At 72.4% G+C, this 23,853-nt stretch carries 28 protein-coding genes; 20 read left to right on the top strand and 8 right to left on the bottom strand.

Features of this window, described 5'->3' with window-relative positions; translation table 11 throughout:
• Positions 1-340 precede the first annotated feature (340 nt).
• The 19 genes from rplN (at position 341) to MFF56_RS05455 (ending at position 11,919) form a co-directional block, all read left to right on the top strand.
• A complete protein-coding gene (gene rplN / locus MFF56_RS05545) occupies positions 341-709 on the top strand; it encodes a 50S ribosomal protein L14 (RefSeq protein WP_010686182.1) in 369 nt (122 codons plus the stop codon).
• Complete coding sequence (gene rplX / locus MFF56_RS05540) at positions 709-1,023, top strand: 50S ribosomal protein L24 (protein WP_066927400.1); 315 nt, start codon at positions 709-711, stop codon at positions 1,021-1,023. The genes rplN and rplX overlap by 1 nt, the downstream gene beginning before the upstream one ends.
• Positions 1,016-1,582 (top strand): 50S ribosomal protein L5, encoded by a 567-nt coding sequence (rplE, locus tag MFF56_RS05535; RefSeq protein ID WP_066927402.1) that lies wholly within the window; start codon positions 1,016-1,018, stop codon positions 1,580-1,582. The genes rplX and rplE overlap by 8 nt, the downstream gene beginning before the upstream one ends.
• Positions 1,583-1,621: 39 nt before the next feature.
• Positions 1,622-1,927 carry a 30S ribosomal protein S14 gene (gene rpsN, locus MFF56_RS05530; protein WP_066927404.1) on the top strand — a complete coding sequence of 102 codons (306 nt, stop codon included), beginning with the start codon at positions 1,622-1,624 and terminating at the stop codon, positions 1,925-1,927.
• A gap of 12 nt (positions 1,928-1,939) precedes the next feature.
• Complete coding sequence (gene rpsH / locus MFF56_RS05525; RefSeq protein ID WP_066927406.1) at positions 1,940-2,335, top strand: 30S ribosomal protein S8; 396 nt, start codon at positions 1,940-1,942, stop codon at positions 2,333-2,335.
• A 22-nt stretch (positions 2,336-2,357) separates the two neighbouring features.
• Positions 2,358-2,891 (top strand): 50S ribosomal protein L6, encoded by a 534-nt coding sequence (rplF, locus tag MFF56_RS05520; RefSeq protein ID WP_066927408.1) that lies wholly within the window; start codon positions 2,358-2,360, stop codon positions 2,889-2,891.
• Between the two features lie 12 nt (positions 2,892-2,903).
• A complete protein-coding gene (gene rplR / locus MFF56_RS05515; RefSeq protein WP_066927410.1) occupies positions 2,904-3,266 on the top strand; it encodes a 50S ribosomal protein L18 in 363 nt (120 codons plus the stop codon).
• A gap of 186 nt (positions 3,267-3,452) precedes the next feature.
• Positions 3,453-4,040: a 30S ribosomal protein S5 gene (gene rpsE, locus MFF56_RS05510; protein WP_066927412.1), complete on the top strand. Its 588-nt coding sequence runs from the start codon at positions 3,453-3,455 to the stop codon at positions 4,038-4,040.
• 12 nt (positions 4,041-4,052) lie between these two features.
• Entirely contained in the window at positions 4,053-4,244 is a 192-nt protein-coding gene (gene rpmD, locus MFF56_RS05505; RefSeq protein WP_066927414.1) for a 50S ribosomal protein L30, read from the top strand.
• 13 nt (positions 4,245-4,257) lie between these two features.
• Positions 4,258-4,758, top strand: a complete 501-nt coding sequence (gene rplO, locus MFF56_RS05500; protein ID WP_066927416.1) for a 50S ribosomal protein L15 — start codon at positions 4,258-4,260, stop codon at positions 4,756-4,758.
• Positions 4,759-4,913: 155 nt separating this feature from the next.
• Positions 4,914-6,263: a preprotein translocase subunit SecY gene (secY, locus tag MFF56_RS05495; protein WP_238229617.1), complete on the top strand. Its 1,350-nt coding sequence runs from the start codon at positions 4,914-4,916 to the stop codon at positions 6,261-6,263.
• A gap of 163 nt (positions 6,264-6,426) precedes the next feature.
• A complete protein-coding gene (locus MFF56_RS05490) occupies positions 6,427-7,029 on the top strand; it encodes an adenylate kinase (protein ID WP_066917994.1) in 603 nt (200 codons plus the stop codon).
• A gap of 206 nt (positions 7,030-7,235) precedes the next feature.
• Positions 7,236-7,604 (top strand): 30S ribosomal protein S13, encoded by a 369-nt coding sequence (rpsM, locus tag MFF56_RS05485; protein ID WP_066917993.1) that lies wholly within the window; start codon positions 7,236-7,238, stop codon positions 7,602-7,604.
• A 171-nt stretch (positions 7,605-7,775) separates the two neighbouring features.
• Positions 7,776-8,165: a 30S ribosomal protein S11 gene (gene rpsK, locus MFF56_RS05480; RefSeq protein WP_066917992.1), complete on the top strand. Its 390-nt coding sequence runs from the start codon at positions 7,776-7,778 to the stop codon at positions 8,163-8,165.
• A gap of 96 nt (positions 8,166-8,261) precedes the next feature.
• Positions 8,262-9,137, top strand: coding sequence for an MBL fold metallo-hydrolase (locus tag MFF56_RS05475; protein WP_066918002.1), 876 nt, complete (start codon positions 8,262-8,264; stop codon positions 9,135-9,137).
• Between the two features lie 102 nt (positions 9,138-9,239).
• A complete protein-coding gene (locus MFF56_RS05470; RefSeq protein ID WP_066917989.1) occupies positions 9,240-10,259 on the top strand; it encodes a DNA-directed RNA polymerase subunit alpha in 1,020 nt (339 codons plus the stop codon).
• Positions 10,260-10,441: 182 nt separating this feature from the next.
• Positions 10,442-10,855: a 50S ribosomal protein L17 gene (gene rplQ, locus MFF56_RS05465; protein ID WP_066917987.1), complete on the top strand. Its 414-nt coding sequence runs from the start codon at positions 10,442-10,444 to the stop codon at positions 10,853-10,855.
• Between the two features lie 112 nt (positions 10,856-10,967).
• The gene (locus MFF56_RS05460; RefSeq protein ID WP_066917986.1) at positions 10,968-11,258 is read left to right on the top strand and encodes a hypothetical protein; all 291 of its coding nucleotides are present in this window, start codon (positions 10,968-10,970) and stop codon (positions 11,256-11,258) included.
• Positions 11,245-11,919: a nucleotidyl transferase AbiEii/AbiGii toxin family protein gene (locus tag MFF56_RS05455; RefSeq protein ID WP_066917985.1), complete on the top strand. Its 675-nt coding sequence runs from the start codon at positions 11,245-11,247 to the stop codon at positions 11,917-11,919. The genes MFF56_RS05460 and MFF56_RS05455 overlap by 14 nt, the downstream gene beginning before the upstream one ends.
• Before the next feature lie 18 nt (positions 11,920-11,937).
• Here the strand turns inward: MFF56_RS05455 and MFF56_RS05450 are convergent, their stop codons facing one another.
• Genes MFF56_RS05450 through MFF56_RS05415 form a run of 8 tightly spaced genes read right to left on the bottom strand, consistent with a single transcriptional unit; the run spans position 11,938 to position 23,393 of the window.
• Positions 11,938-13,836: a response regulator gene (locus MFF56_RS05450; RefSeq protein WP_066917984.1), complete on the bottom strand. Its 1,899-nt coding sequence runs from the start codon at positions 13,834-13,836 to the stop codon at positions 11,938-11,940.
• On the bottom strand, positions 13,833-15,614 hold the full coding sequence (locus tag MFF56_RS05445; protein WP_238229616.1) for a response regulator: 1,782 nt from the start codon (positions 15,612-15,614) through the stop codon (positions 13,833-13,835). The genes MFF56_RS05450 and MFF56_RS05445 overlap by 4 nt, the downstream gene beginning before the upstream one ends.
• On the bottom strand, positions 15,611-16,657 hold the full coding sequence (gene cheB, locus MFF56_RS05440) for a chemotaxis-specific protein-glutamate methyltransferase CheB (RefSeq protein WP_066917999.1): 1,047 nt from the start codon (positions 16,655-16,657) through the stop codon (positions 15,611-15,613). Before cheB ends, MFF56_RS05445 begins: the two co-directional genes overlap by 4 nt.
• Before the next feature lie 41 nt (positions 16,658-16,698).
• Positions 16,699-19,014 (bottom strand): hybrid sensor histidine kinase/response regulator, encoded by a 2,316-nt coding sequence (locus MFF56_RS05435; RefSeq protein ID WP_066917981.1) that lies wholly within the window; start codon positions 19,012-19,014, stop codon positions 16,699-16,701.
• A gap of 15 nt (positions 19,015-19,029) precedes the next feature.
• Entirely contained in the window at positions 19,030-20,700 is a 1,671-nt protein-coding gene (locus tag MFF56_RS05430; RefSeq protein ID WP_082772788.1) for a methyl-accepting chemotaxis protein, read from the bottom strand.
• 43 nt (positions 20,701-20,743) lie between these two features.
• Positions 20,744-21,301 carry a chemotaxis protein CheW gene (locus tag MFF56_RS05425; protein ID WP_238229615.1) on the bottom strand — a complete coding sequence of 186 codons (558 nt, stop codon included), beginning with the start codon at positions 21,299-21,301 and terminating at the stop codon, positions 20,744-20,746.
• 50 nt (positions 21,302-21,351) lie between these two features.
• Positions 21,352-22,875, bottom strand: coding sequence for a CheR family methyltransferase (locus MFF56_RS05420; RefSeq protein WP_238229614.1), 1,524 nt, complete (start codon positions 22,873-22,875; stop codon positions 21,352-21,354).
• Positions 22,876-22,889: 14 nt separating this feature from the next.
• Entirely contained in the window at positions 22,890-23,393 is a 504-nt protein-coding gene (locus MFF56_RS05415) for a chemotaxis protein CheW (protein ID WP_066918975.1), read from the bottom strand.
• A gap of 185 nt (positions 23,394-23,578) precedes the next feature.
• Here MFF56_RS05415 and MFF56_RS05410 point away from each other — a divergent pair, with 185 nt between their 5' ends.
• Positions 23,579-23,830: a hypothetical protein gene (locus MFF56_RS05410; RefSeq protein ID WP_066918977.1), complete on the top strand. Its 252-nt coding sequence runs from the start codon at positions 23,579-23,581 to the stop codon at positions 23,828-23,830.
• Positions 23,831-23,853 lie beyond the last annotated feature (23 nt).

Here is a 23,853-nt window from a genome sequence, read left to right as displayed (position 1 = left end):
GGCCGCCGGCCCGGGCGTCAACAGCCGCGCCCCAGGGGCGTTCCGGGCCAGCGCGCTCCGCAGACCCGCGAGCCGGCCGGCAAGATCCGCGCCGAGTTCCACGAAGCCCTACCAGCCCACCTTCACGCTTGAACTCTTGGGAGAACCGGTGTATCGGACCGGCCTTCGCGACAGTTTACGGGGTGCCAGCACCCCTCGTACGCGGTGACCGCGCCGGCCCCCGGGCCGATAGCGCGGTCTCTCTTATGAGCCGGGGACGTCAGGTCCCCATCAGGCGTCGTCCGCCGGGCAATACCGCCCGCGTGCGGAAACCCGCCTGAAACCAGGAAAGGTCACTCCCGTGATCCAGATGCAGACGAATCTGGACGTCGCCGACAACTCGGGTGCACGCCGCGTGATGTGCATCAAGGTGCTCGGCGGGTCGAAGCGCAAGTACGCGGGCGTCGGCGACGTGATCGTCGTCTCCGTCAAGGAGGCGATCCCGCGCGGTCGCGTCAAAAAGGGCGACGTCATGAAGGCGGTCGTCGTGCGCACGGCCAAGGACGTGAAGCGCGCCGACGGTTCGGTCATCCGCTTCGACAAGAACGCCGCCGTTCTGATCAACAATCAGAAGGAGCCGATCGGCACCCGCATCTTCGGGCCCGTGCCGCGGGAACTCCGCGCGCGCAACCACATGAAGATCATCTCGCTCGCTCCTGAGGTGCTGTGATGGCCGCCAAGATCAAGAAGGGCGACACGGTCGTCGTCCTCACCGGCCGCGACAAGGGTCGCTCCGGCGAGGTGATCCAGGTGCTGCCGAAGGACGACAAGGCCTTCGTGCGCGGCATCAACCTGGTGAAGAAGCACCAGAAGCAGACGCAGAACCAGGAAGGCGGGATCATCTCCAAGGAGGCCGCCATCCAGCTCTCCAACCTCGCGGTCGCCGACGCCAACGGCAAGCCGACCCGCGTGGGTTTCCGCATCCTCGAGGACGGCCGCAAGGTCCGGTTCGCCAAGAGCACGGGGGATCAGATCGATGGCTGAGGCCGACAAGAACGCTTACACCCCCCGTCTGCGCAAGCACTACGACGAGGTGGTCCGCCAGAAGCTCATCGAGCAGTTCGGCTACAAGAACCCCATGCAGGTGCCGGTCATCGAGAAGATCGTCATCAACATGGGCGTCGGCGAGTCGACCGCCGACTCCAAGAAGGCCACGGTCGCGGCGGGCGACCTCGCCCTCATCGCCGGCCAGAAGCCGGTGATCACCCGGGCCCGCAAGGCCATCGCGACCTTCAAGGTCCGCGAGGGCATGCCGATCGGCTGCAAGGTGACCCTGCGCAAGCAGCGCATGTACGAGTTCATGGACCGCCTGATCACCATCGCGCTGCCGCGCGTGCGTGACTTCCGCGGCCTGAACCCGCGCTCGTTCGACGGGCGCGGCAACTACGCCCTGGGTCTCAAGGAGCACCTCGTGTTCCCGGAGATCTCCTACGACAAGGCGGAGCAGATGTGGGGCATGGACATCGTCGTGGCGACCTCCGCCAAGACCGATGAAGAGGCCAAGGCCCTGCTCGCCGCCTTCAAGTTCCCGTTCCGGCAGTGAAGCCCCGGGCTTCAGACGCGGACACCGGAGAGAACAGACATGGCTAAGAAGAGCTCAGTCGAGAAGAACAACCGCCGCAAGGCCCTGGTCGCGCGCTTCGCCGAGAAGCGCAAAGGCCTCCTTGCCATCGCCAACAACGAGAGCCTCGAGATGGAGGAGCGCTTCGAGGCGCGCCTCAAGCTCGCGGAGCTGCCGCGCAACTCGTCGGCCGTTCGCATCCGCAACCGCTGCGAGATGACCGGCCGCCCGCGCGCCGTCTACCGCAAGATGGGCATCTCGCGCGTGGCGCTGCGCGAGCTCGGCAACCGGGGCCTGATCCCGGGCCTCGTCAAGTCGAGCTGGTAAGGAGGCATACCCATGGTCAACGATCCCGTGGGCGATATGCTCACCCGCATCCGCAACGGCCAGCAGCGCCGTCGCAACGTCGTGCAGACCCCCGGCTCGCGCCTGCGCGCCTCGGTGCTCGACGTCCTGAAGGCCGAGGGCTACATCCGCGACTACGCGGTGTCGGACCTCGGCAACGGCCGCACCGAGTTCGCGATCGAGCTGAAGTACTACGACGGCAAGCCCGTCATCCGCTCAATCCAGCGCGTGTCGAAGCCGGGCCGCCGGGTCTACTCGTCGGTCGGCGAGCTGCCGCGCGTGGCCGACGGCCTCGGCGTCACCATCGTGTCCACCCCGCAGGGCGTCATGGCCGACCACGTTGCGCGCGAGCGCAACGTCGGCGGCGAAGTGCTCTGCCAGGTGTTCTGATCCGGCGAGAGAGGAGAGGCAGATGTCTCGTGTAGGCAAGAAGCCCGTCCCCGTCCCGTCGGGCGTGACGGCGACGGTCGACGGTCAGACCGTGAAGATGAAGGGTCAGAAGGGCGAGCTGCAGTTCGTCGTCCCGGCCCTGGTGGACGTGGCCTTCGAGGACGGCGCGGTCTCCGTGCAGCCCAAGAACCAGTCCAAGGAGGCCCGCTCGCTCTGGGGCACCTCGCGCGCCCAGGTGGCGAACCTCGTCGAGGGCGTCTCGAAGGGCTTCGAGAAGAAGCTGGAGATCACGGGCGTGGGCTACCGCGCCGCGATGGCCGGCAAGGCGCTCAAGCTGTCGCTCGGCTACAGCCACGACATCGAGTACGAGATCCCGGCCGGCATCACCATCGTGACGCCCAAGCCCACGGAGATCGTGATCTCGGGCATCGACCGGCAGCGCGTCGGCCAGGTGGCCGCCGAGATCCGTGACTACCGCGGCCCCGAACCCTACAAGGGCAAGGGCGTCAAGTACGCGGGCGAGTTCATCTTCCGCAAGGAAGGCAAGAAGAAGTAAGGAGGGCTTAAGATGTCGAACAAGCTTATCGCCCTCCAGCGGCGCAAGATCCGCGTCCGGAAGGCCCTGCGGGCCGCCGCCAACGGCCGTCCGCGGCTCTCGGTGTTCCGCTCGTCGAAGCAGATCTACGTCCAGGTCATCGACGATGCCCAGGGCAAGACGCTCGCCGCCGCCTCGTCGATCGACAAGGCGATCCGGGCGGACCTGAAGACCGGCGCCGACGTCGCCGCCGCCACCGCCGTGGGCAAGCTCGTCGCCGAGCGCGCCAAGGCGGCCGGCGTCACCAAGGTGATCTTCGACCGCTCGGGCTACATCTACCACGGCCGCGTCAAGGCCCTGGCGGATGCCGCCCGCGAGGGCGGCCTGGAGTTCTGAGGGCGCTCCGCGCCTCACGAGCCCCCGGACCAACGTCCGGGGGCTCGCAAGCGCGGCGGACGTTCCATCACGGATGGAACACCAAGAATGAGATTCGGCGGAGGGGAGCGGTTCGGCTGCTCCTCGAACATCATCTTCAAGCGAGCGGGCCCGCCGCCCGCGCCAGTGCGATAGACGGGTATCAGAATGGCACGTGAACGTGAGGGCGGTGGCCGCGGCCGCCGCGAGGATCGCGAGGAGCGCGACAGCGAGTTCGTGGACAAGCTCGTCCACATTAACCGCGTCGCCAAGGTGGTGAAGGGCGGCCGTCGCTTCGGCTTCGCGGCCCTCGTCGTCGTCGGCGACCAGAAGGGCCGGGTCGGCTTCGGCCACGGCAAGGCGCGCGAGGTGCCCGAGGCCATCCGCAAGGCGACGGAAGCCGCCAAGCGCGGCCTGATCCGGGTCAGCTTGCGCGAGGGCCGGACCCTGCACCACGACGTCAACGGCCGTCACGGCGCCGGCAAGGTGATCCTCCGCGCGGCCCCGCAGGGCACCGGCATCATCGCGGGCGGCCCGATGCGCGCCGTCTTCGAGACGCTCGGCATGCAGGACGTGGTGGCCAAGAGCCTCGGCTCCTCGAACCCCTACAACCTCGTGCGCGCCACCTTCGAGGCGCTCAAGAACGAGGACAGCCCGCGCTCCGTCGCGGCCCGCCGCGGTCTCAAGGTGTCGGCCCTCCAGAGCCGCCGCCGCGACGCCGATCCGAACGATCAGTCCGAAGCGGCTGTGGCGTAAGGGGAGGTTGGCATGGCTGACAAGACCATCCGCGTCGAGCAGATCGGCTCGCCGATCCGCCGCGAGGCCTCCCAGCGCGCGACGCTGGTCGGCCTGAAGCTCAACAAGATGCATCGGGTCGCCGAGCTGGAGGACACTCCGGCCGTGCGCGGCATGATCCGCAAGGTCGCGCACCTCGTGCGCGTCCTCGACGGCGCTGCGTGAGGAGGGCGCCATCATGAAGCTCAACGAGATCCGCGACAACGAAGGCGCGACCAAGAACCGGATGCGCGTCGGCCGGGGCATCGGCTCCGGCAAGGGCAAGACCGCGGGACGCGGCGTGAAGGGCCAGAAGGCCCGCACCGGCGTGTCCATCAAGGGCTTCGAGGGCGGCCAGATGCCGCTGCATCGTCGCCTGCCGAAGCGCGGCTTCAACAACATCCACGCCCACGACCTGAACGAGGTGAACCTCGGCCGGGTGCAGGAGGCGGTGGATGCGGGCCGTCTGGACGCCTCGGCGCCCGTCACCGTCGAGGCGCTAATCGCCGCCGGCATCCTCTCCCGTCCCCGCGACGGCGTGAAGCTGCTCGGCGTCGGCGAGCTGACCGCGAAGCTCAGCTTCGAGGTCACCCGCGCGTCGAAGTCGGCGGTCGAGGCGGTCGAGAAGGCCGGCGGCAGCGTCACCGTCGCCTACGCGGCGGGCGTCGCCCACCGCGGCACGGCCTCCGCCGAGGCCTGAAGCCCTCCCGCGGATCCGGCGCGACGCGTTGCGCCGGGCCCGGGAAGCGCTTAAGTCCAAGCCACCGAGCGGCGGCCCGTGCGACCTCGCACCGGCCGCCGTTCTTCGTTTCACCCGGACCACCCGTCCGGCGACAGGTCCCAGGATAGACCGTCATGGCCTCAGCCGCCGAGCAGCTTGCCGCCAACCTCAATTTCGGGGCGATCGCGAAGGCCGATGAGCTGAAGAAGCGCATCTGGTTCACGCTCGGCGCCCTCGTGGTGTTCCGGCTGGGCACCTACATCCCGATCCCCGGCATCGACCCGGAACAGTTCGCCAGGAACTTCCAGCAGCAGGCCGGCGGCGTGCTCGGCCTGTTCAACATGTTCTCGGGCGGCGCCGTCGAGCGCATGGCGATCTTCGCGCTCAACATCATGCCGTACATCTCGGCCTCCATCATCATCCAGCTCCTCACCTCGGTGATCCCGAGCCTGGAGACGCTGAAGAAGGAGGGCGAGTCGGGCCGCAAGGTCATCAACCAGTACACCCGCTACCTCACGGTGGTGCTGGCGCTGGTCCAGTCCTGGGGCATCGCGGTCGGCCTGCAATCCTCCTCCGCGGCGATCGATCCCGGGCCGTTCTTCCTGGCCTCGACCGTGATCACGCTGACCGGCGGCACGCTGTTCCTGATGTGGATCGGCGAGCAGATCACCTCGCGCGGCATCGGCAACGGCTCGTCGCTCATCATCTTCGCCGGTATCGTGGCCCACCTGCCGGTGGCGATCGCGGGCGCGCTCGAACTCAGCCGCACCGGCGCCATGTCGCCCGCCACGCTGCTCGGCTCGGCGGTCGGCGCCGTCGCGCTGATCTACTTCATCGTGTTCATGGAGCGCGCCCAGCGCCGCGTCCTGATCAACTACCCGAAGCGTCAGGTCGGCAACCGCATGTACGAGGGCCAGACCTCGTTCCTGCCGCTCAAGCTCAACACCTCGGGCGTGATCCCGCCGATCTTCGCCTCCTCGCTGCTGCTGCTGCCGGCGACCGTGGCGAGCTTCTCGGCGAACCAGGGCTCGTCCGGCTTCCTCGGCACGCTGACCACGCTGCTCGGCCACGGCCAGCCGGTCTACATGCTGCTCTACGCGGCGCTGATCATCTTCTTCACGTTCTTCTACACGGCGGTGGTCTTCAACCCGCAGGAGACGGCCGACAACCTGAAGAAGCATGGCGGCTTCATCCCGGGCATCCGTCCGGGCGAGCGCACCGCGGCCTTCATCGACAAGGTGCTCACCCGCATCACGGTGATCGGCGCGCTCTACCTGACCTTCGTCTGCCTCGCGCCCGAGATCCTGGCGATGGCGCTCTCCTCGCAGAGCCTCGCCTTCGGCGGCACCTCGCTCCTCATCGTGGTCTCGGTGACGATGGACACGGTGGCCCAGATCCACGGGCACCTGATGGCGCACCAGTACGAGGGGCTGGTGAAGAAGGCCAAGCTGCGCGGCGCCTCGACCACGCAGCGCCGGCGCTGAGACGCGGAACAGGACGGGGAGAATGCACGCTCCCCGTCTTTGGTCCGGCTGCCCTCCGCGGTAGAACCCGGCTACAAACCCACCACCCAAGGCGATGCCGGGGAGGCTTCGCCATCGCCCCGGAAGCCGCTGCCAGAGCGGACAAGGACGAGGACACACGGCCATGCGCATCATTCTGCTCGGACCGCCCGGCGCGGGGAAGGGCACCCAGTCCGAGCGGATCGTGGCACGTTTCGGCATCCCCCAGCTCTCGACCGGCGACATGCTGCGCGCCGCGGTGGCCGCCGGCACGCCGGTGGGCCTCGAGGCGAAGGCCGTGATGGAATCGGGCGGCCTCGTCTCCGATCAGATCGTCGTCGGCATCGTGGCCGACCGGATCGAGGAGGCGGACGCGCGGCGCGGCTTCATCCTCGACGGCTTCCCGCGCACCGTCGAGCAGGCCAAGGCCCTCGACGCCATGCTGGAGCAGAAGGGCATCGCGCTCTCGACCGTGGTCGAGCTGAAGGTGGACGAGGACGCGCTGGTCGGCCGCATCGCCACGCGGGCTGCCGAGACCGCCGCCAAGGGCCTGCCGGTGCGCAAGGACGACACGCCCGAGGTGTTCAAGTCCCGCCTGGAAGCCTACCGGGCCCAGACGGCGCCGCTCTCCGACTACTACGCCCAGGCCGGCAAGCTGGAGACGATCGACGGCATGCAGCCGATCGACACGGTCACGGCCGCGCTGATGACGATCCTCGAGCCCCACGCCGAGACGGCGGGGGCCTGATCGCGTTTCCGTCCACAACTGCTGTTGACAGGAGGACCGGCCCGCGCTAGCAGGCCGGTCTTCGTCCATTCGAAACGTGGCTCGAGGTGCCCTGATCGGGCGGCCGCGGGCCGTGTCGTCGTTCGACGGGCGCGCAGGGGCCGGACTCCACCGGACGCGCGGCAATCAGAAAGACCGGACCGCACGGTTCGGCGATGGAGTGTATCTTGGCCCGTATCGCAGGCGTCAACATCCCGACCGGCAAGCGCGTCGTCATCGCGCTGCAGTACATCCACGGCATCGGCCCCAAGAAGGCCGAGGAGATCACCGGCAAGGTCGGCATCCCGGCGGAGCGCCGCGTGAACCAGCTCACCGACGCCGAGGTGCTCCAGATCCGCGAGACGATCGACCGCGACTACATCGTCGAGGGCGACCTGCGCCGCGAAGTCTCGATGAACATCAAGCGCCTGATGGACCTGGCCTGCTACCGCGGCCTCCGTCACCGCAAGCAGCTGCCCGTCCGCGGCCAGCGCACCCACACCAACGCCCGCACCCGCAAGGGCAAGGCGAAGCCGATCGCCGGCAAGAAGAAGTAAGGTTTTCGGACTTGGGAGGCCGTGCTGCGCTCGGCCTCCTCTCCGTCGTACGGGTGTCCCTCTGCGGCCCCGGACAGGCGCCGCGGTTCTCAAGAGGCGCGCCGCCGACATCCCAAAAGAATCCCGAGCGCCTGGCATTACGGGCGTGCCTGAAGGACAGACGAGCAGATTATGGCCAAGGAACCGCAACGCGTCCGCCGCCGCGAGCGCAAGAACATCGTCTCGGGCGTCGCGCACGTGAACGCCTCGTTCAACAACACGATGGTGACCATCACCGACGCGCAGGGCAACACGATCTCGTGGTCCTCGTCGGGCGCGATGGGCTTCAAGGGCTCGCGCAAGTCGACGCCGTACGCCGCGCAGGTCGCCGCCGAGGACGCCGCCCGCAAGGCCGCCGAGCACGGCATGCGCACCCTCGAAGTCGAGGTCTCGGGCCCCGGTTCGGGCCGCGAGTCGGCGCTGCGCGCCCTTCAGGCCGCGGGCTTCACCGTCACCTCGATCCGCGACGTGACCTCGATCCCGCATAACGGCTGCCGTCCGCGCAAGCGCCGTCGCGTCTGATCGTGCGACCGACACGGCCCCGTCGCGGGGCCGTGCCACAGGGCGGGGTCGTCTCGACGGCGCCGCCCACGAGTGCATGCGAACGGGGAGATCTGCGTGACGGACAGCTCGAAGGCACTTCCAGGCGCCCTGCGTTGGCCGGTCGGCGACCTCACGGTCACGGTCCTCAACGACGGGTACCTGCAGGGCTCCCTCGATCTGGTCGCGGGCATCTCCAAGGAAGAGGCCGGCAGCCTCCAGGCCGCCGGCTTTCGCGCCCAGGACCCGCGCATCACGCTCAACGCCTTCCTGATCACGGGCCCGGGCCGCAAGCCCGTCCTGATCGACGCTGGCATGGGCAGCCTCGGCGGTCCCACGCTCGGCCATGTGCCCGCAGCTTTGGCATTCGCGGGGGTCCGGCCGGAGGAGATCGGTACGGTGCTGGTCTCGCACCTGCATCCCGACCATGTCGGCGGGCTGATCGACGAGCGGGGGCAGGGGCGCTACCCGAACGCCGAGATCGTGCTGCACACCGACGAGGCGGCGCACTGGCTCGGCGAGGACGCGCTGGCCCGCGCGCCGGAGGGTGCCAAGTCCTATTTCGAGAACGCCCGGAACGCGGTGGCGCCCTACGGCGGCCGCCTGCGCTACCACCGGGGCGGCGAGGTTCTGCCCGGCATCGAGGCCGTGCACCTGCCCGGCCACACGCCGGGGCACACGGGCTTCCGGATCGTTTCCGGGGACAAGAGCCTGTTCAGCTGGACCGACGTGGTGCATCTGCCCGCGATCCAGTTCAAGCAGCCGGAGGCCGGCATGGTCTTCGACGTCGATGTCGAGCAGGCGCGCGAGACCCGCAAGCGCGTGCTCGACATGGTGGCGAACGACCGGAGCTTCATCGCCGGCAACCACCTCGAATTCCCGGCGCTCGGCTACGTGGCGCGGGACGGGGCGGCCTACAGCTTCGTGCCGGAGCTCTGGGTCGCCGCACAATAGGTTTCATTCAGGGACCGGTTCCGCGGGCGGGGGCAGCCAGGCGGGCCGGCCGAAACGCGAGACGCCTCCGGGCGGCACGCGTGAGAGGCGAGAGGTAGGACCGTGGTCATTCAGAAGAACTGGCAAGAGCTGATCAAGCCGAACAAGCTGCAGGTGACGACCGGCGACGACCCGAAGCGCGTCGCCACCGTCGTGGCCGAGCCGCTGGAGCGCGGCTTCGGCACCACCCTCGGCAACTCGCTCCGCCGCGTGCTGCTCTCCTCGCTGCAGGGCGCGGCCGTCACCGCCGTGCAGATCGACGGCGTGCTGCACGAGTTCTCCTCGATCCCGGGCGTGCGCGAGGACGTCACCGACATCGTCCTGAACATCAAGACGATCGCGATCCGCTCGCAGTCGGACACCCCGAAGCGCATGACCCTGCGCAAGACGGGCCCCGGCCTCGTCACGGCCGGCGACATCGCGGTCACCGGCGACGTGCAGGTGCTGAACCCCGACCTCGTGATCTGCACGCTGGACGACGGCGCCGAGATCCGCATGGAGTTCACGGTCGCCACCGGCAAGGGCTACGTCCCGGCCGAGCGCAACCGCCCCGAGGACGCGCCGATCGGCCTGATCCCGGTCGACTCGCTGTTCTCCCCCGTCACCAAGGTCTCCTACCGCGTCGAGAACACCCGCGAGGGCCAGGATCTCGACAAGGACAAGCTGACCATGACGGTCGAGACCAACGGCGCGGTCTCGCCGGAGGACGCGCTGGCCTACGCCGCGCGCATCATCCAGGACCAGCTGCAGGTCTTCGTGAACTTCGAGGATCCGCGCAAGGAAGAGGCCGCCCCGCTCGCGCCGCAGCTGCCCTTCAACCCGGCCCTGCTCAAGAAGGTGGACGAGCTGGAGCTCTCGGTCCGCTCGGCGAACTGCCTGAAGAACGACAACATCGTCTATATCGGCGACCTCATCCAGAAGTCCGAGGGCGAGATGCTGCGCACGCCGAACTTCGGCCGCAAGTCGCTCAACGAGATCAAGGAAGTGCTCGCCGGCATGGGCCTGCACCTCGGCATGGACATCCCCGGCTGGCCGCCGGAGAACATCGAGGACCTCGCCAAGCGCTTCGAGGAGCATTACTAGGGCGCGCGGCCGCCCTGGCTTGAGCCGGGCGGCAGCACCGCGACGGCGGCGTCCCAGCGAAGCCGGGACGCCCCACCCAAAAATTCCCGCCGCGGGGTCAAGCGGAGAACGAAGACGCCTCCTGAGGAGGCACCGGCCGTTCCTTGGCACGGCGGCCGGCAGCATACGGAAAGGCCAGCACCATGCGTCACGGTTACCGCGGTCGCCGCTTCAACCGCACGGCCGAGCATCGCAAGGCGATGTTCGCCAACATGTCCGCCGCGCTGATCAAGCACGAGCAGATCATCACCACCCTGCCGAAGGCGAAGGACCTGCGCCCGGTCGTCGAGAAGCTGATCTCGCTCGGCCGCACCGACAGCGTCCACACCCGCCGCCTGGCGATGGCGCAGCTGCGCGACGCCGACATGGTCAAGAAGCTCTTCACGGTGCTGGGCCCGCGCTACCAGGGTCGCCCGGGCGGCTACTGCCGCATCATGAAGGCGGGCTTCCGCCACGGCGACAACGCCCCGATGGCCGTGATCGAGTTCGTCGATCGCGACGTCGATGCCCGCGGCAAGGATTCGGGCCCGAGCCAGCAGGTTGCCGACGCGGCCTGAGCCGGTCCGGCATCAACGGTCTCTCGCGGAAGGCGGTCCCTCGGGGCCGCCTTCTTCATTTCGGGCGCGGGCCGGTGCAGGATGGTCGGGGACCACGTCCCGGGAGGCGCCCATGCCGACAGCTCTGCCGCGCGACGCGGAACGGCCGCTGGCTCTGGCTGTGCGGCACATCAATGCCTCGGTCCCGGATCCGATCGATACCGAGACCCTGCTGTCGGCGCTGGGCGCTCCCGACAAGGCGGGCGCGGAGCATCTCTACGCCTTCTTCGACGAGGTGGAGGTCGAGACGATCAGCGACCTCGCCCGCAGCGGCGCTGTCACCTACGGGGCCCTCGCGAGGGGGGCCCGTCGCTGCCTCCCGCCGGATCACCCCACGCGGCTCTGGCTCGATGAGCGCGCCTGACCCGCAGTGGCGCCGGCTGCTCGATCTCGCGCTGCCGGCGCTCGACCACGTCTTCGGCCCCGGGACCGACGAGACGCGGCCCGCGCCCTGGACCCTCGGCCGCGGTACGGCGCTCGCACTCTGGATCGACCACCGGATCAGCTACGACGTGGACCTGTTCGTGCCGGGCGTGCCCCTGAAGCGCTTCACGCCGCAGCAGAACCCGGCCGCGGCGCGCATCTCCGGCACCTACCAGTGGCCAGGCCATTACCTGAAGTACGAGCGGCCAGAGGGCGAGATCGACTTCCTGTCGGTCGTCCTCCAGACGGAGCCGGGCTACGCCTGGATGGATCACGGGGCGGGCCGCATTCCGGTGGAGACGCCCGAAGAGATCCTGGTGAAGAAGATCCGCTTCCGCTCGGCCCGCTTCACGGCCCGCGACGTGTTCGATCTGGCCGCCGCGGCGCGGGCGCGGCCCGCTCTCGCGGAGGTGATGGCGCGCGAGGTTCCCGACGCGCTGGAGCGCACGCTCGAATCGCTGGAGCACCAGGCCCGCCGGAACAGCGACACGCTCGCCCACAGCATCATCCCGACCGCGCACGCCGCCGATCTGATCGCCGAGGCCTTCCCGGTCGGTCGCCGCGTGCTGAGGGACGCGATCGATCTGGCGGAGCGCGGCTGAGCAGCGCCCGCCCGAGCCTCAATCCAGCAGCGCCGACACCCGCCGCGCCAGCTCCGCCGACTGGAAGGGCTTGGCCAGGACCGGCAGGTCCTCGGGGATCTCGACGGCCTCGGCGTGGCCGGTGAGGATCAGGAGCGGCAGGTCCGGCCAGCGCGTACGCACGAGGTTCGCCAGATCGACGCCGCTCATGCCCGGCATGGCGAGATCGGCCACCACGAGGTCGAAGGTCTCGCGCTCCAGGATCCCGACCGCCGCCGCGCCGCTCTCGGCCTCGACCTCGCGGTAGCCGAAGCGGCGGATGAAGGAGGCGGTGACGTGGCGTACCTCCGGGTCGTCGTCGACCACGAGGACGCGTGCGGGGCGGCTCGCCACCGGCACGTCGGCTTCCTCCACCGTCGCGGCCCGGGGCGCGGCCTCGGCGCAGGGCAGGGCGAGTTCCACGCGCGTGCCGCGCCCGACCGTGCTCTCGATGCTGAAGCGGCCCTTCGATTGCTGGGCGAGGCCGAACACCATGGCGAGGCCGAGCCCCGTGCCCTGGCCGACCGCCTTGGTGGTGAAGAAGGGCTCGCAGACCCGCTTCAGGATCTCGGGGGGAATGCCGCTGCCCTCGTCCGTCACGCTCACCCGCACGTAGGGGCCGGGGGCGAGATCGGGGTCGTCGGCGATGTGCAGGCGGTCCGTGGCGATCACGATGGCGCCGCCGTCGGGCATCGCGTCACGGGCGTTGATGCAGAGGTTGAGCACCGCGAGTTCGAGCTGGTCGGGATCGACCTGCGCGGGCGGCAGGTCCGGGGCGAGGTCGGTCCGCACGCTGACCAGCCCGCCGAGGCTGCGCCCGAACAGGTCGCTCATGCCGGCGATCAGCGCGTTCACGTCGGTGGCGCGGGCGTGCAGGTCGTGGGTGCGGCTGAAGCTGAGGAGGCGCTTGGTCAGCGAGGCGCCGCGCTCGGCCGCGCCCCGGGCGTTCTCGATCAGGCGCTGGACGCGGGGCTGGCCCTCCACCTTCGGCACGGCGAGTTCCAGGCTGCCGAGGATGGCGGTCAGCAGGTTGTTGAAATCGTGCGCGATGCCGCCGGCGAGCGTGCCGAGCGCCTGCATCTTGTCGGACTGGCGCAGGCGCGCCTCCAGGCTCTTCTGCTCGGTGACGTCGCGCTCGATCGTGGCGAGGTGGGCGACCGCGCCCGCCGCGTCGCGGATCGGCACGCGCACCACCTGCGTCCAGCGCTCGACCCCGGGCGGCCCCTCCGAGACGAGGGCGTTGCCGACCTCGCCGGAGCGGATCGCGGCCGCGTCCGCGGCCGCGCTCTCGGGCGCGACGGGCGCGAGGTCCGCCTCGCGCTGTCCCAGGCTGTCGGCGACGGAGCGTCCGAGCAGCGCCGCCTTGCGGGCGTTGAGGCGCACGAAGCGGCCGCCTGCGTCCTTGAAGGAGATCGCCTCCTCGGCGTGGTCGAGGAGGCCGCGCAGCAGGGCGCGCTCGGTGGCGAGCTCCCGCCCGAGGCTGTGGCGCTCGAAGGCGGTGCGGACCGTGCCGCGCAGGAGCCCCGCGTCCCAGGGCTTGGTGACGTAGCCGATGATGCCGCCGCGGTTGAGCGCGGCGATCACGGCCGTGATGTCGGCGTACCCGGTGAGGAGGATCGCCTGGGCGTCGTGGAAGGTGCGGGCCTCGGCCAGCAGCGCGTCGCCGGTCATGCCCGGCATGCGCTGGTCCGAGATCACGACGGCGATGTCCGGCTCGGCCCGCAGGATCTCCAGCGCCTCGGCAGGCTTGGGGCTGGTGAGGACCCGGTAATCGTCCTCGAAGAGGTCCTCGAGGGCGATCAGGATGTCCGGCTCGTCATCGACGGCCAGGATCGTGCCGCGGCTCGCCGCCAAACCCACCCCGTTCTCTCGCAAACCGTCCTGGATACCGTGCGTCATGCGTCCACAGCCTGCCGCGGGATCCCGATCACGAAGCAGGCACCACCCCCGGGGGCCGTCTCCACGCTGAGGACGCCGCTATGCGCCTGAACGACGCTGTAGGCAATCGCGAGGCCGAGTCCGGTGCCGGACCCGACGGGCTTCGTGGTGAAGAAGGGCTCGAAGATCTTCTCGCGCAAGCCCTCCGGGATGCCGGGGCCGGTGTCGCTGATGCGGATCTCGTCGGTCTCCTCGCTCGACTGGGTGGCGATCCGGATGGTGCCGCCCTCCGGCATCGCGTCGGCGGCGTTGGAGAGGATGTTCATCACCACTTGGTTGAGCAGCGCCGGGGTGCAGCGGATCTCGGCCCGCCCGGCGAAGTCGCGCTCCACGCCGATGCCGGTCCCGAGCTTGTGCTGGATCAGCGCCAGCACGGTCTCGATCGCCTCCGGCACGTTGACGAGCGCCCGCTCGCCCTCGTCGAGGCGCGAGAACTTGCGCAGGTTGAGGACGAGATCCTGGATCCGGGTCAGGCCCATCCGCATGGCGCCGACCCGGTCGCGAGCCTTGGCGAGGCCCCGCGCGCCGCGCTCGTCGGCGGGCGCGGGCAGCTCGCCGAGCAGGCGCTCGACCGTGCCCTGGTGGGCCAGGATGAAGGCCAGCGGGTTGTTGATCTCGTGGGCGATGCCCGCGACCAGCTCGCCGAGCGAGGCCATCTTGGCGGCCTGGACGAGCTTGGCCTGCGCCTCGGTCAGCCGGCGGTTGGCCGTGGCGAGGTCGGTGTTGGCCTGTTCCAGCGCGTCGGCGAGGCTGGCGCGGGCTTCCGCCGCCTCGGCCTCGGCGCGGGCGCGCTCCACGGCGCGCTCGCGGGCCCCGAAGGCGCCGGCGATGCGGCGGTCGTCCTCCTCCAGCAGGCGGCGGCGCACGAGGCCGCGCACCCGGAGCGCCAGCACCTCCGCGTCGGATTTCGCCACCACGTCGTCGGCGCCGGCCGCGTAGGCGCGGACGAGAAAATCCTTGGCCGGGGTCGAGCCCGAGATGCCGACGAGGTGGAAGCCCGCCCCGTCCGCCCGGGTGGTGCGGCGCGCATCGACCGCCCGGCACAGCTCCAGCCCGTCATAGGACGGGCTCAGCAGGTCGAGGGTGACGCAGTCGAAGGGCTCGCCCTCCTGGTCGAGGGCGGCGAGCGCGTCCGCCGGCCCGTCCGCCGTGGTCACGGCGTGGCCCTCCTGGCCGAGCAGGCCGGCGAGGAAGGTGCGGTAGGTCGCGCTCCCGTCGATGACGAGGACGCGCCCGCGGCGGAACCCGGCGGCGCCCGGGGCCTCGCCGGCCACGGCCTCCCCGGTCGCGGACTTGCCGGTCACGGACTTGGCGCTCGCGGACTTGCCGCGCTCGCGCAGCAGCGCGCGGATGCGCAGCACCAGGAGGTCGCGGTCGTCGGACTTGGCGACGTAGGCGTCGGCGCCGCTCTCCAGGCCCTGGCGCTCGCCCTCGCGGGCGCCGGTCAGCATCAGCAGCGGCAGGGCCCGGGTGCGCAGCGACAGGCGCATCTGCCGGGTCAGCTCGTCGCCGTTCATGCCCGGCAGGTGGTAGTCGGCCACCACGAGGTCGGGCAGCTCGCGATTGAGATGGTCGAGGGCCGCCTCCGCCGTCGCCGCCCGCGCGACCGCGAAGCCGTTCTGTTCGAGAAGGAGGCGCAGCTCCAGCGCCTGCGTCTCCGAATCCTCCACCAGGAGGATGTGGGGAGCGGGCCCTGGCTCGGGGGCCGCCTCGGGCGAAGCACTCACGGGGACGCTCACGGGGCGGCCTCGGGATCGACGAGGCGCAGGATCTGGCCCGCGACCCGGTCGAGGGGCAGCACGCTGCGGGCCGCGCCGAGCCGCACCGCGGCCGCCGGCATGCCGTAGACGACCGCGGTGCTCTCGTGCTCGGCGATGGTCTGGGCGCCGGCCGCCTGCATGTCGAGGAGGCCGAGCGCCCCGTCCTCGCCCATGCCGGTGAGCAGCACGCCGATGCCGGAGGCGCCGCATTGCCGGGCCATCGCGCGAAACAGCACGGTCGCGGCCGGGCGCTGGCCCGAGACCGGGGCGGTATCGAGGATGCGAAGGCTCCGGTTGGGGCCGAGTTCGAGGTGGCGGTCGCCGGGCGCCACGTAGACCCGGCCCGCCCTGGCCTGCTCGCCGTCGCGGGCGATGCCGACCGCCATCGGCACGACGCCGTCGAGCCAGCTCGCGAAGCCCTCCATGAAGGCCGCGCCCATGTGCTGGACGAGGAGGACGGGGAGGGGGAAGTCGGCGGGGAGCGCACCGAGCACCCGGGCGAGCGCCGGGGGCCCGCCGGTCGAGGCCGCGATACCGAGCACCGTCGGCGCCTGCAGGCCGGCCGTCGCGGCGCTTGGGCGCGCGGCCGGCCCGCGCCCGGCCCACTCGGTCCCGATCGGCCGGCGCCGGATCACCGGAACCTGAGCCATGATCCGGAGCTGCGTGCAGATCTCGCCCGCGACGCCCTCGTAGCCCGCGTTCGTGGTCGCCACCGGCTTCTCGACGACCGAGAGGGCACCGGCGCGCAGCGCGTTCATCGAGATGCGCAGCGAGGAATCCTCGACCGCGTCGGCCACCACGACGATCGGCGTCGGGTGCTCGGTCATGATGCGCCGGGTGGTCTCCAGCCCGTCGATGCCGGGGAGCCGGATGTCCATCGAGATCACGTCGGGGCGCACGACGTCGATCATCGTCAGCGCCTCCTCGCCGGAGGAGACGGCGGCGACGATCTCCAGGCGCGGGTCGCGGGAGACGATGTGGCGCAGGAGCTCGCGCACCACGAGGCTGTCCTCGACCAGCATCACCCGCACGCGCCCGCCCTGCGGCGCCCCGGCGGCCCCGCTCACAGCAGGCGCCCGATCGTGTCGAGGAGCCCGCGCTGGTCGAACGCCTGCTTGGTCAGGTAGGCGTCGGCGCCGAGTTCGAGGCCGCGGGCGACGTCCTCGGGGTCGCCGCGCGAGGTCATCAGCACGGCCGGCAGGCGGCGGAAGCGCTCGTCCGCCCTGAGCGCCCGCAGCAGGCCGAACCCGTCGAGGCGGGGCATCTCCACGTCGGCGAGGACGAGATCGACCGGCTCGATCTCGGCGCGCAGCCGGTCGAGGGCGTCCTGTCCGTCCACGCAGACGACCACGCGGTAGCCGGCCGCTTCCAAGATGCCTTTCTCCAGGGTGCGGGTGGTGATGGAATCATCGACGACGAGAATCGTCGCGCGCACCATCGAACGTCGCGATTCCGGCCCGGTTCCGACGGCCGCGCTGTCCCCTTCGGTCGCGGATCCGCCATCCCGCCCGGCGGGGGCGCCGTCCGCGCGGGCGGCCAGCCCCTCCGGGTCCAGCACCAGCACCGGCACGTCGCCGGGCAGGATCGCGGTGCCGGCGACGAGGTCGGGGTCGGCGCCCACCGGCGGCACCGGCAGGACGAGGAGCGTGCGCACGTCGTGCAGCCGCTCGACCGCGAGGGCGAGGCGGGCGCCGCCCGCCCGCAGCAGCACCGCGGTGAGGGTCTGGGCGGGCGCGGCCGCCGGCAGGCCGAGCAGGTCGGAGAGCACCGCCACCGGCAGGCTCGCCTCCGCCTCGCCCTCCGCGTCCGCCACGCGCAGCACGGGGCGCCCCATGGCGTGGGGCAGGCCGGCGCGCTCGACCCGCAGCAGGCGCGCCACGCCCGCGCCCGGCAGGGCGTAGGTGGCGCCCGCCGCCTCGACGAGGAGCAGGCTGCGCCGGGAGGCGGCGAGCGGCAGGCTCAGCACGAGCTGGCTGCCGTGCGGGGCGCGGGGCGCGAGGCGCACGCCGCCCTGGAGGGCACGGGCGGCATCCGCCACGACCGAGAGGCCGAAGCCGCGCCCCGCCAGGGTGTCGACGCTGGCCGCCGTCGAGAAGCCCGGCTCGAAGACCAGGGCGAGGAGCGCGTCGGGCTCCGGCGCCTCGCCGTCAGCGAGGAGGCCGCGACGGCGGCCCTGGGCGGCGATCGCCGCGAGGTCCGGGCCCCGCCCGTCGTCCCAGACCGTCACGAGGAGCCGGCCGCCCCGGAGCGCCACCTCCAGGCCGATCTGCAGCGCCTCGGGCTTGCCCGCGGCGGCGCGGACCTCCGGCGGCTCCCAACCGTGGCTCAGGGCATTGCGCAGGGCGTGCAGGACCGGGTCCTTGAGGCTCTGCAGCACGGCGCGATCGACCGGCACGTCGAGGCCGCGGGAGGTGACCGCGACGTCGCGGCCCTGCTCGCGCGCGGTCTCGCGCAGGGTCCGGGCAAGGAGGCCGAGCACGGTCTCGGCCGGGACGAGGGCGAGCCGCTCGGCCTCCGCGCGCACCCGGGCGGCGGCCCCGTCGAGGGTCGCGGCGGCGGCGGCGTGGCGGCGGGCGAGGTCGCCGGCCTCGCGGGCCAGCGCCGCGAGCGCCGTGTCGAGGCCGCGCAGCTCCGCCCTGGCGGTCTCGACGGAGGCCTCGTCGGCGGCCTGTGCCACCCCCGCCAAGCCTCCGACCCGGCGGCGCAGGTCGGTGCAGGCGCGGGCGATGCGGGCGAGGCCCTCGGCCACCGGGGCGCCGCCGAGCGCGCCGGTGAGGTCGTGGCTCGCCCGGGACAGGGCCGCCACGGTCTCGGCCGGCACGCGCAGGATCGTCTGGGCCGTCTCCGGCGCCGGCTCGGCCGGAGCCGCGGGCTTCGGCGCGGGCTCGGCCGGGGATTCCGCGGACGACCCGGCGGAGGACCGGGATACCGGGGCGGGAGTCTCGGTCGGCGCCGCGGCGGGTGCGGCTCGCGTCTCGGCGGCCGCCGCGGGCGCCTCCGGCCGGGTCGGGTCGAGGCACCGGTCGAGCGCGACCAGCGCGTCGCCCGGCATGGCCGCGTCCGGCGCCTCCTTGATGGCGGCGACGTAGGCCTCGATCCGGTCGAGGGCGAGATGCGTCGCGTTGGCCGCCTCGCGCCCGAGGGGCGCGCCGGTGCTGACCCGCTCGAACAGGGTCTCCAGACGGTGCGCCAGCGCCTCGACGGCCGGCAGGTCGACGGCGCGCGAGGCGCCCTTCAGGCTGTGGGCCCGGCGGAAGATGTCGTTCCAGTCCGGCGCCCGGTCGGAGGCGACGGCGCCGAGCGCGGCGCGGATCGCCTCGATGTGCTCGCGGTGCTCGACCTCGAAGGCGGCGAGCAGGAGTTGGCGGATGTCGGCCAAGGCGGGAGCCCGGGCCTAGTGCCGGTAGCGCTCGGCGAGCGCCATCAGGGCCTGGGCCAGCTCCGTGAGGTTGGCAGACGCCGCCTCGACCTCGCGGGTGCCGGCCGCCGTCTGCTGGCTCGCCTGCCGGATGTTCTGGAGCGCGCCCATCACCTGCTCGATGCCGAGCTGCTGCTGGTTGGTGGAGGCCACGATCTGCTGGAAGGTCTGGACGTTCTCCTCGACGCGCGCCGAGATCTCCTCGATCGTGCGGTGCGTCGTGTCCGAGCGCGCCTTGCCGGTGGCGGCGCGCTTGACCGCCTCCTCGGTGAGCATGACCGAGGTGTTGATGCCCCGCTGGATCTCGCCGAGGATGCCGCGCACCTGCACGGTGGCGGCCTTGGCCTGGTCGGCGAGCTGCTTCATCTCGGCGGCCACCACCGCGAAGCTGCGCCCCCCTTCGCCCGCCGCCGCCGCCTCGATGGCGGCGTTGAGCGCCAGCAGGTGCGTGCGCTCCGAGATGTCGTTGACCGTCTCGATGATGTCGCCGATCACCTGGGTCTTCTCGGACAGGGCGACGATGTTGCCGGCCACCGCCTCCGCCTGCTCGCGGATCGCGTCCATCGCCTTGGCGGTGTCGGCCACCGCCCGCAGGCCTTGGCGGGAGGTCTGGGCGGTGGCCTGGGCGGTGGCGATGACCTCGCCGGCCCGCTTCGAGATCTGGGCGCCCGAATGGGTGATCTCGTCGACCGTCGCGGCGGTCTCCTGCACGGCGGCGAACTGCTCCTCGACGGAGGCCGCCTGCTCCTGCGCGGAGGCGCGGATCTCGGCGGCCGCCGCGTTCAGGTCGGCGGTCGCGGCCCGGTTGGTGCGGGCGAGCTCGGCCAGCCCCCCCACCATCTGGTTGAGCGTCCGGCTGAGGCGGGCGATCTCGTCGCCGCCCTGGGCCGGCAGCTCGCCCGAGAGGTCGCCCGAGCCGACGCGCTCGACGAAGCCCATCACCCGCTCCAGCGGCCGGACCACGGCCCGGCTGATCAGGATGGTCACGAGGATGCTGAGCAGGGCGCAGGCGGCGAGCGTGCCCAGGATCGACAGGCGGCTCGCCTCGTAGATGCCCTGCACGGTGCGCTGGCCCGCGGCGATGCCCTCGTCGAGGACGTTGCGGTTCTGCTCGACGCCGCGCAGCACGCTCTCCTGGATGCCGTTGATGTCGGGGTTGCGCGCCTCGATCGCGGCGGCGTCGCGGGCGGTGATCGCGGCGACCTGCGCCTCGCTGGCGGTGCGCAGCTGGCGGAACAGGCTGGCGGTGTCGGCGGCGCCGAGCGCGAGGCGCTTCCAGATCGCGGCCCGGGCGGGCGTGAAGGCCGATTCCGCGTAGCTGTTCGAGGAGCGGATCAGGGCGGCCAGCAGCGCGTCGGCCTCGCCCGCCGCGGTGCGCCAGCCGTCGAGCGCCCGGTTGATCACCTGCGCGTCGGTCTCGCGCGAGAGCACGGCAATCACCGCGTTGCGGCGCTGGAGGCCCATGTCGCGCGCCCTGTTGGCCAGTTCGTCGAGCTGGCGCGCCACCATGAGGTCGCGGGCGACGATCGCGTCGGTCGCCTCGCGCACCGCGCCGATCTGGCCGATGGCGTAGAGGCCCATGGCGACGATCACCACCGTGATGGCGACGAAGCCGAGCAGGATCCGTTTTCCGATCGAGAGCGACAGCGAGGTCAAGGCGGCTTGCTCCGGGGCCGGGCGGCCTCTGGCGTCAGGGAAGGGCGCGCCGCAGGAGGCGCGGCAGGTCGAGGACGACGAAGTCGCCGCCCTCGGACCCGGCGGGGGCATAGCCCGAAACGGCGGCGGCGCCCATCCCGCCCGAGGGCGGATGCGACGGGTCGGCCTCGGGGCCGGCGGAGGCCGGTTCCGCGTCGATCTCGACGACGCCGATCACGCGATCGACCGCGAGGGCGACGGGCACCGTCCCGGTGCGCAGGGCGACGAGGTGGCCGCCGGGGGCGGCGCCCGGACCGGGACGGCCCAGCGCGCGGGCGAGGTCGAGCACGCTGACGATGCGGCCCGAGACCGCCGCGAGGCCGAGGAGCGCCGGCACCGCGCCGGGCACCGGCGTGCAGGGGCGCATCGGCAGGACGCCGGCCGCCTCCGCGAGCGGCAGGCCGTAGCGCTCCGCGCCGCAGGCGCAGACGAGGTAGGCGCGGCGGGCGCCGGCCTCGGCCCGGCCGAGCCCCCGCCGGGCCAGGGCCTCGGTGCGGGCGGCGCGCAGGGCACGGGCCCGCTCCGCGGTCTCGTTCGCCGTTCTGATCGGCATCGTGCCGGCGCTCTCCCTCACCGCCCCGGGGCCACGCGGGTCCCCCTCGTTCATCGCCCGATGCCGTCCCGCGCCGCGCGCGCGCCGGCCGCGATCTCGGCGGCGGTCGCGCCGTCACCCTCGCGGAGCACCGTCTCCGGCGGCAGGGCTTGGCTCAGCCGCAGCGCGTTGTCGAGGGCCCGGCGCGCCGCCTCGGTCCGCCCCAGGCCCGCGAGCAGCAGGCCGAGATGGTGGTGGGCCATGACGAAGCCCGGATCGAGATAGAGCGCCGCCCGGAAGGCGCGCTCGGCCTCGGCCTCGCGGCCGAGGCTCGCCGCGATCAGCCCCTCGTAGAAGCGCAAGGTCGGGTCGGTCGGGCGCGCGGCGAGCGCCGCCCGCAGCGCGCGCCAGGCCGCGCCGCTCTCGCCCGCGTCGGCGCGCGCCCGGATCTCGGCCAGCGCCGCCTCGGGGTCCGGAGCGGGATCCGGCCCGGACTCCTTGCCCTCGGGCGGGAGCGCCTCGGCGGGTCCAGGCGGCGGGGCGGGCTCGTCCGGCGGGGCGGTCGGCTCGGAACCCAGTTCGGAGATCGGCCCGGAGACCGGCTCGGGGATCGGCTCCCGCCGCGCCGGCGGCAGCTCCGGCAGGGTCGGGGGCTGCCAGGGTCCGGGAGGGGCTGCCCGGGGCGGCCGCGCCTCCGCGGGCGGCGCCTCGCCCGGCCGGCGATAGGCGACGGTGCCGGGCAGGCTCACCGCGTCGAGCCAGCCCGCGAAGGCGGGGTTCGGCTCGGCATGGCCGATCAGCAGCCAGCCGCGGTCGCGCAGGCGCGCCCCGAAGGCGCGCATCAGCGCCGCCACGGTCTCGGCCTCGAAGTAGATCAGCACGTTGCGGCAGAGGATCAGGTCGAAGCCGTCGAGATGCGGGGGTGCCCCGCCCCCGACGAGTTCGAGCAGGTTGCGCCGCTCGAAGCGCACCATCCGGCGGTAGGTCTCGCGCAGGGCGTAGCCGCCCTCGCGCGCCGCGCCGGGCTGGGGCGGCACGGCGCGGAAGTAGCGCATCCGCTCCTCGGGCGGCGAGGTGCGCAGGGCCCAGCGCCCGTACGCGGCGGCGCGCGCGGTGGCGAGTGCGGCCGCGCTGATGTCGGTGCCGAGGATCGTGACCTGCCAGTCGGGCAGCGCCCGCCCCAGCAGCTCGTGCACCAGGATCGCCAGCGAGTAGGGCTCGGCCCCGGTCGAGCAGCCCGCGCTCCAGATCCGCAGGGAGCGCTCGGCCGCGCGGGCGGCGAGGAGGTCCGGCAGGATTGTCTCGCGGAGCGCGGCGAACTGCTCGGCGTAGCGGAAGAAGAAGGTCTCTCCGATGGTGATCTCGGCTTCCAGCGCCGTCCACTCCTCCGGCGACCGCTCCAAGAGGGCCGCGTAGGCGGCGGCATCGGCGACGCCCAGCGCCCGGAAGCGGCGGCGCAGGCGGTCGGAGAGCAGATCGTCCTTGTCGGCGTAGTAGTGGTGGCCCGTGCGCGCGATGATGCGCGCCTTGAGGCCGGCATAGGCGGGATCGGCCGCGAGGCTGATCCGGGGATCGATGGCGGCGGGCCGCCGCATGCCGTCCCGCGGCCTCAGGCCGCCGGTAGGGCGGCGAGGCGCGCGGCCGCCGCGCGGGCGGCGGCCGCGACCCGCATACGCTCCTCGGCGCTGAGCAGCCGGGCCGGGTCGAGGACGTGGACGAGGCGCTCGCCCCGCGCGATCGCGGCGGCGACGCAGCCGTTCAGGCTCCGGGCCGGATCGACCGGCCGGAACGCGTCCGCCGCCACGGCGACGAGGTCGGTGACGCGGTCGACGAGGTAGGCGACGTCCCGCCCGCACCCGAGCACGACGTGCGCGTGCAGGGCGGGCTCCGGGGTCTCGCCGCGCAGGCCGAGGAGCTGGGCGAGATCCACCACCGGCACCGCCTCGCCGCCGAGATTGAGGAAGCCCGCGAGCCACGCCCCGCAGGCCGGCGGCCGGAACAGGTCGGGCAGGGGCAGGATCTCGCCCGCGGCCGCGCGGGGCAGCGCGCAGGGCGTGCCCGCCACGTCCAGGAGGAGGTAGGTGCCGTCGGCGGCGGGCGAGGGGAGGGACAACGGGGCTCCGGCGCGCGAGAGGTCGGCAGAGGGGTCAGGTCGAGATAGGCCGCGGCGCCGGGCGGCGCAATTTCGCCCGCGCGGGCCGCGAACGGAACTTGCCGGAGAGGACAGGGTTCCTCCGGGGGACCGGGCGCGAAGCCCGTTCCCCGATCCTGCACGTCCCGTACCCGGAGTCTGAGCCGATGACCAAGACGACGCTGCTGCTCGCCGCCTCGCTGACCCTGCTGGCGGGCTCCGCCCTGGCGCAGGGCGGCTCGCCCTACAATTCCTCCGGCTCGCAGGCCGGCGGCCCGCTCGGCGGCATGGAACGCCGCTCGGGCGCCCCCGGCGGCGCACCCGCCATGGCCCCGGGCGCCGCCGATCCGGCGATGGCCCCGGCGCCCGCGCCCCGCAAGCGCACGATGAAGAAGCGCCGCAGCCACCGCGCCCGGTAAGAGCACCTCACGAAACGCCCGGT

This window comes from Methylobacterium hispanicum (assembly GCF_022179285.1).
Lineage (GTDB): Bacteria > Pseudomonadota > Alphaproteobacteria > Rhizobiales > Beijerinckiaceae > Methylobacterium > Methylobacterium hispanicum.
This window is presented reverse-complemented; position numbering and strand designations above follow the sequence as displayed.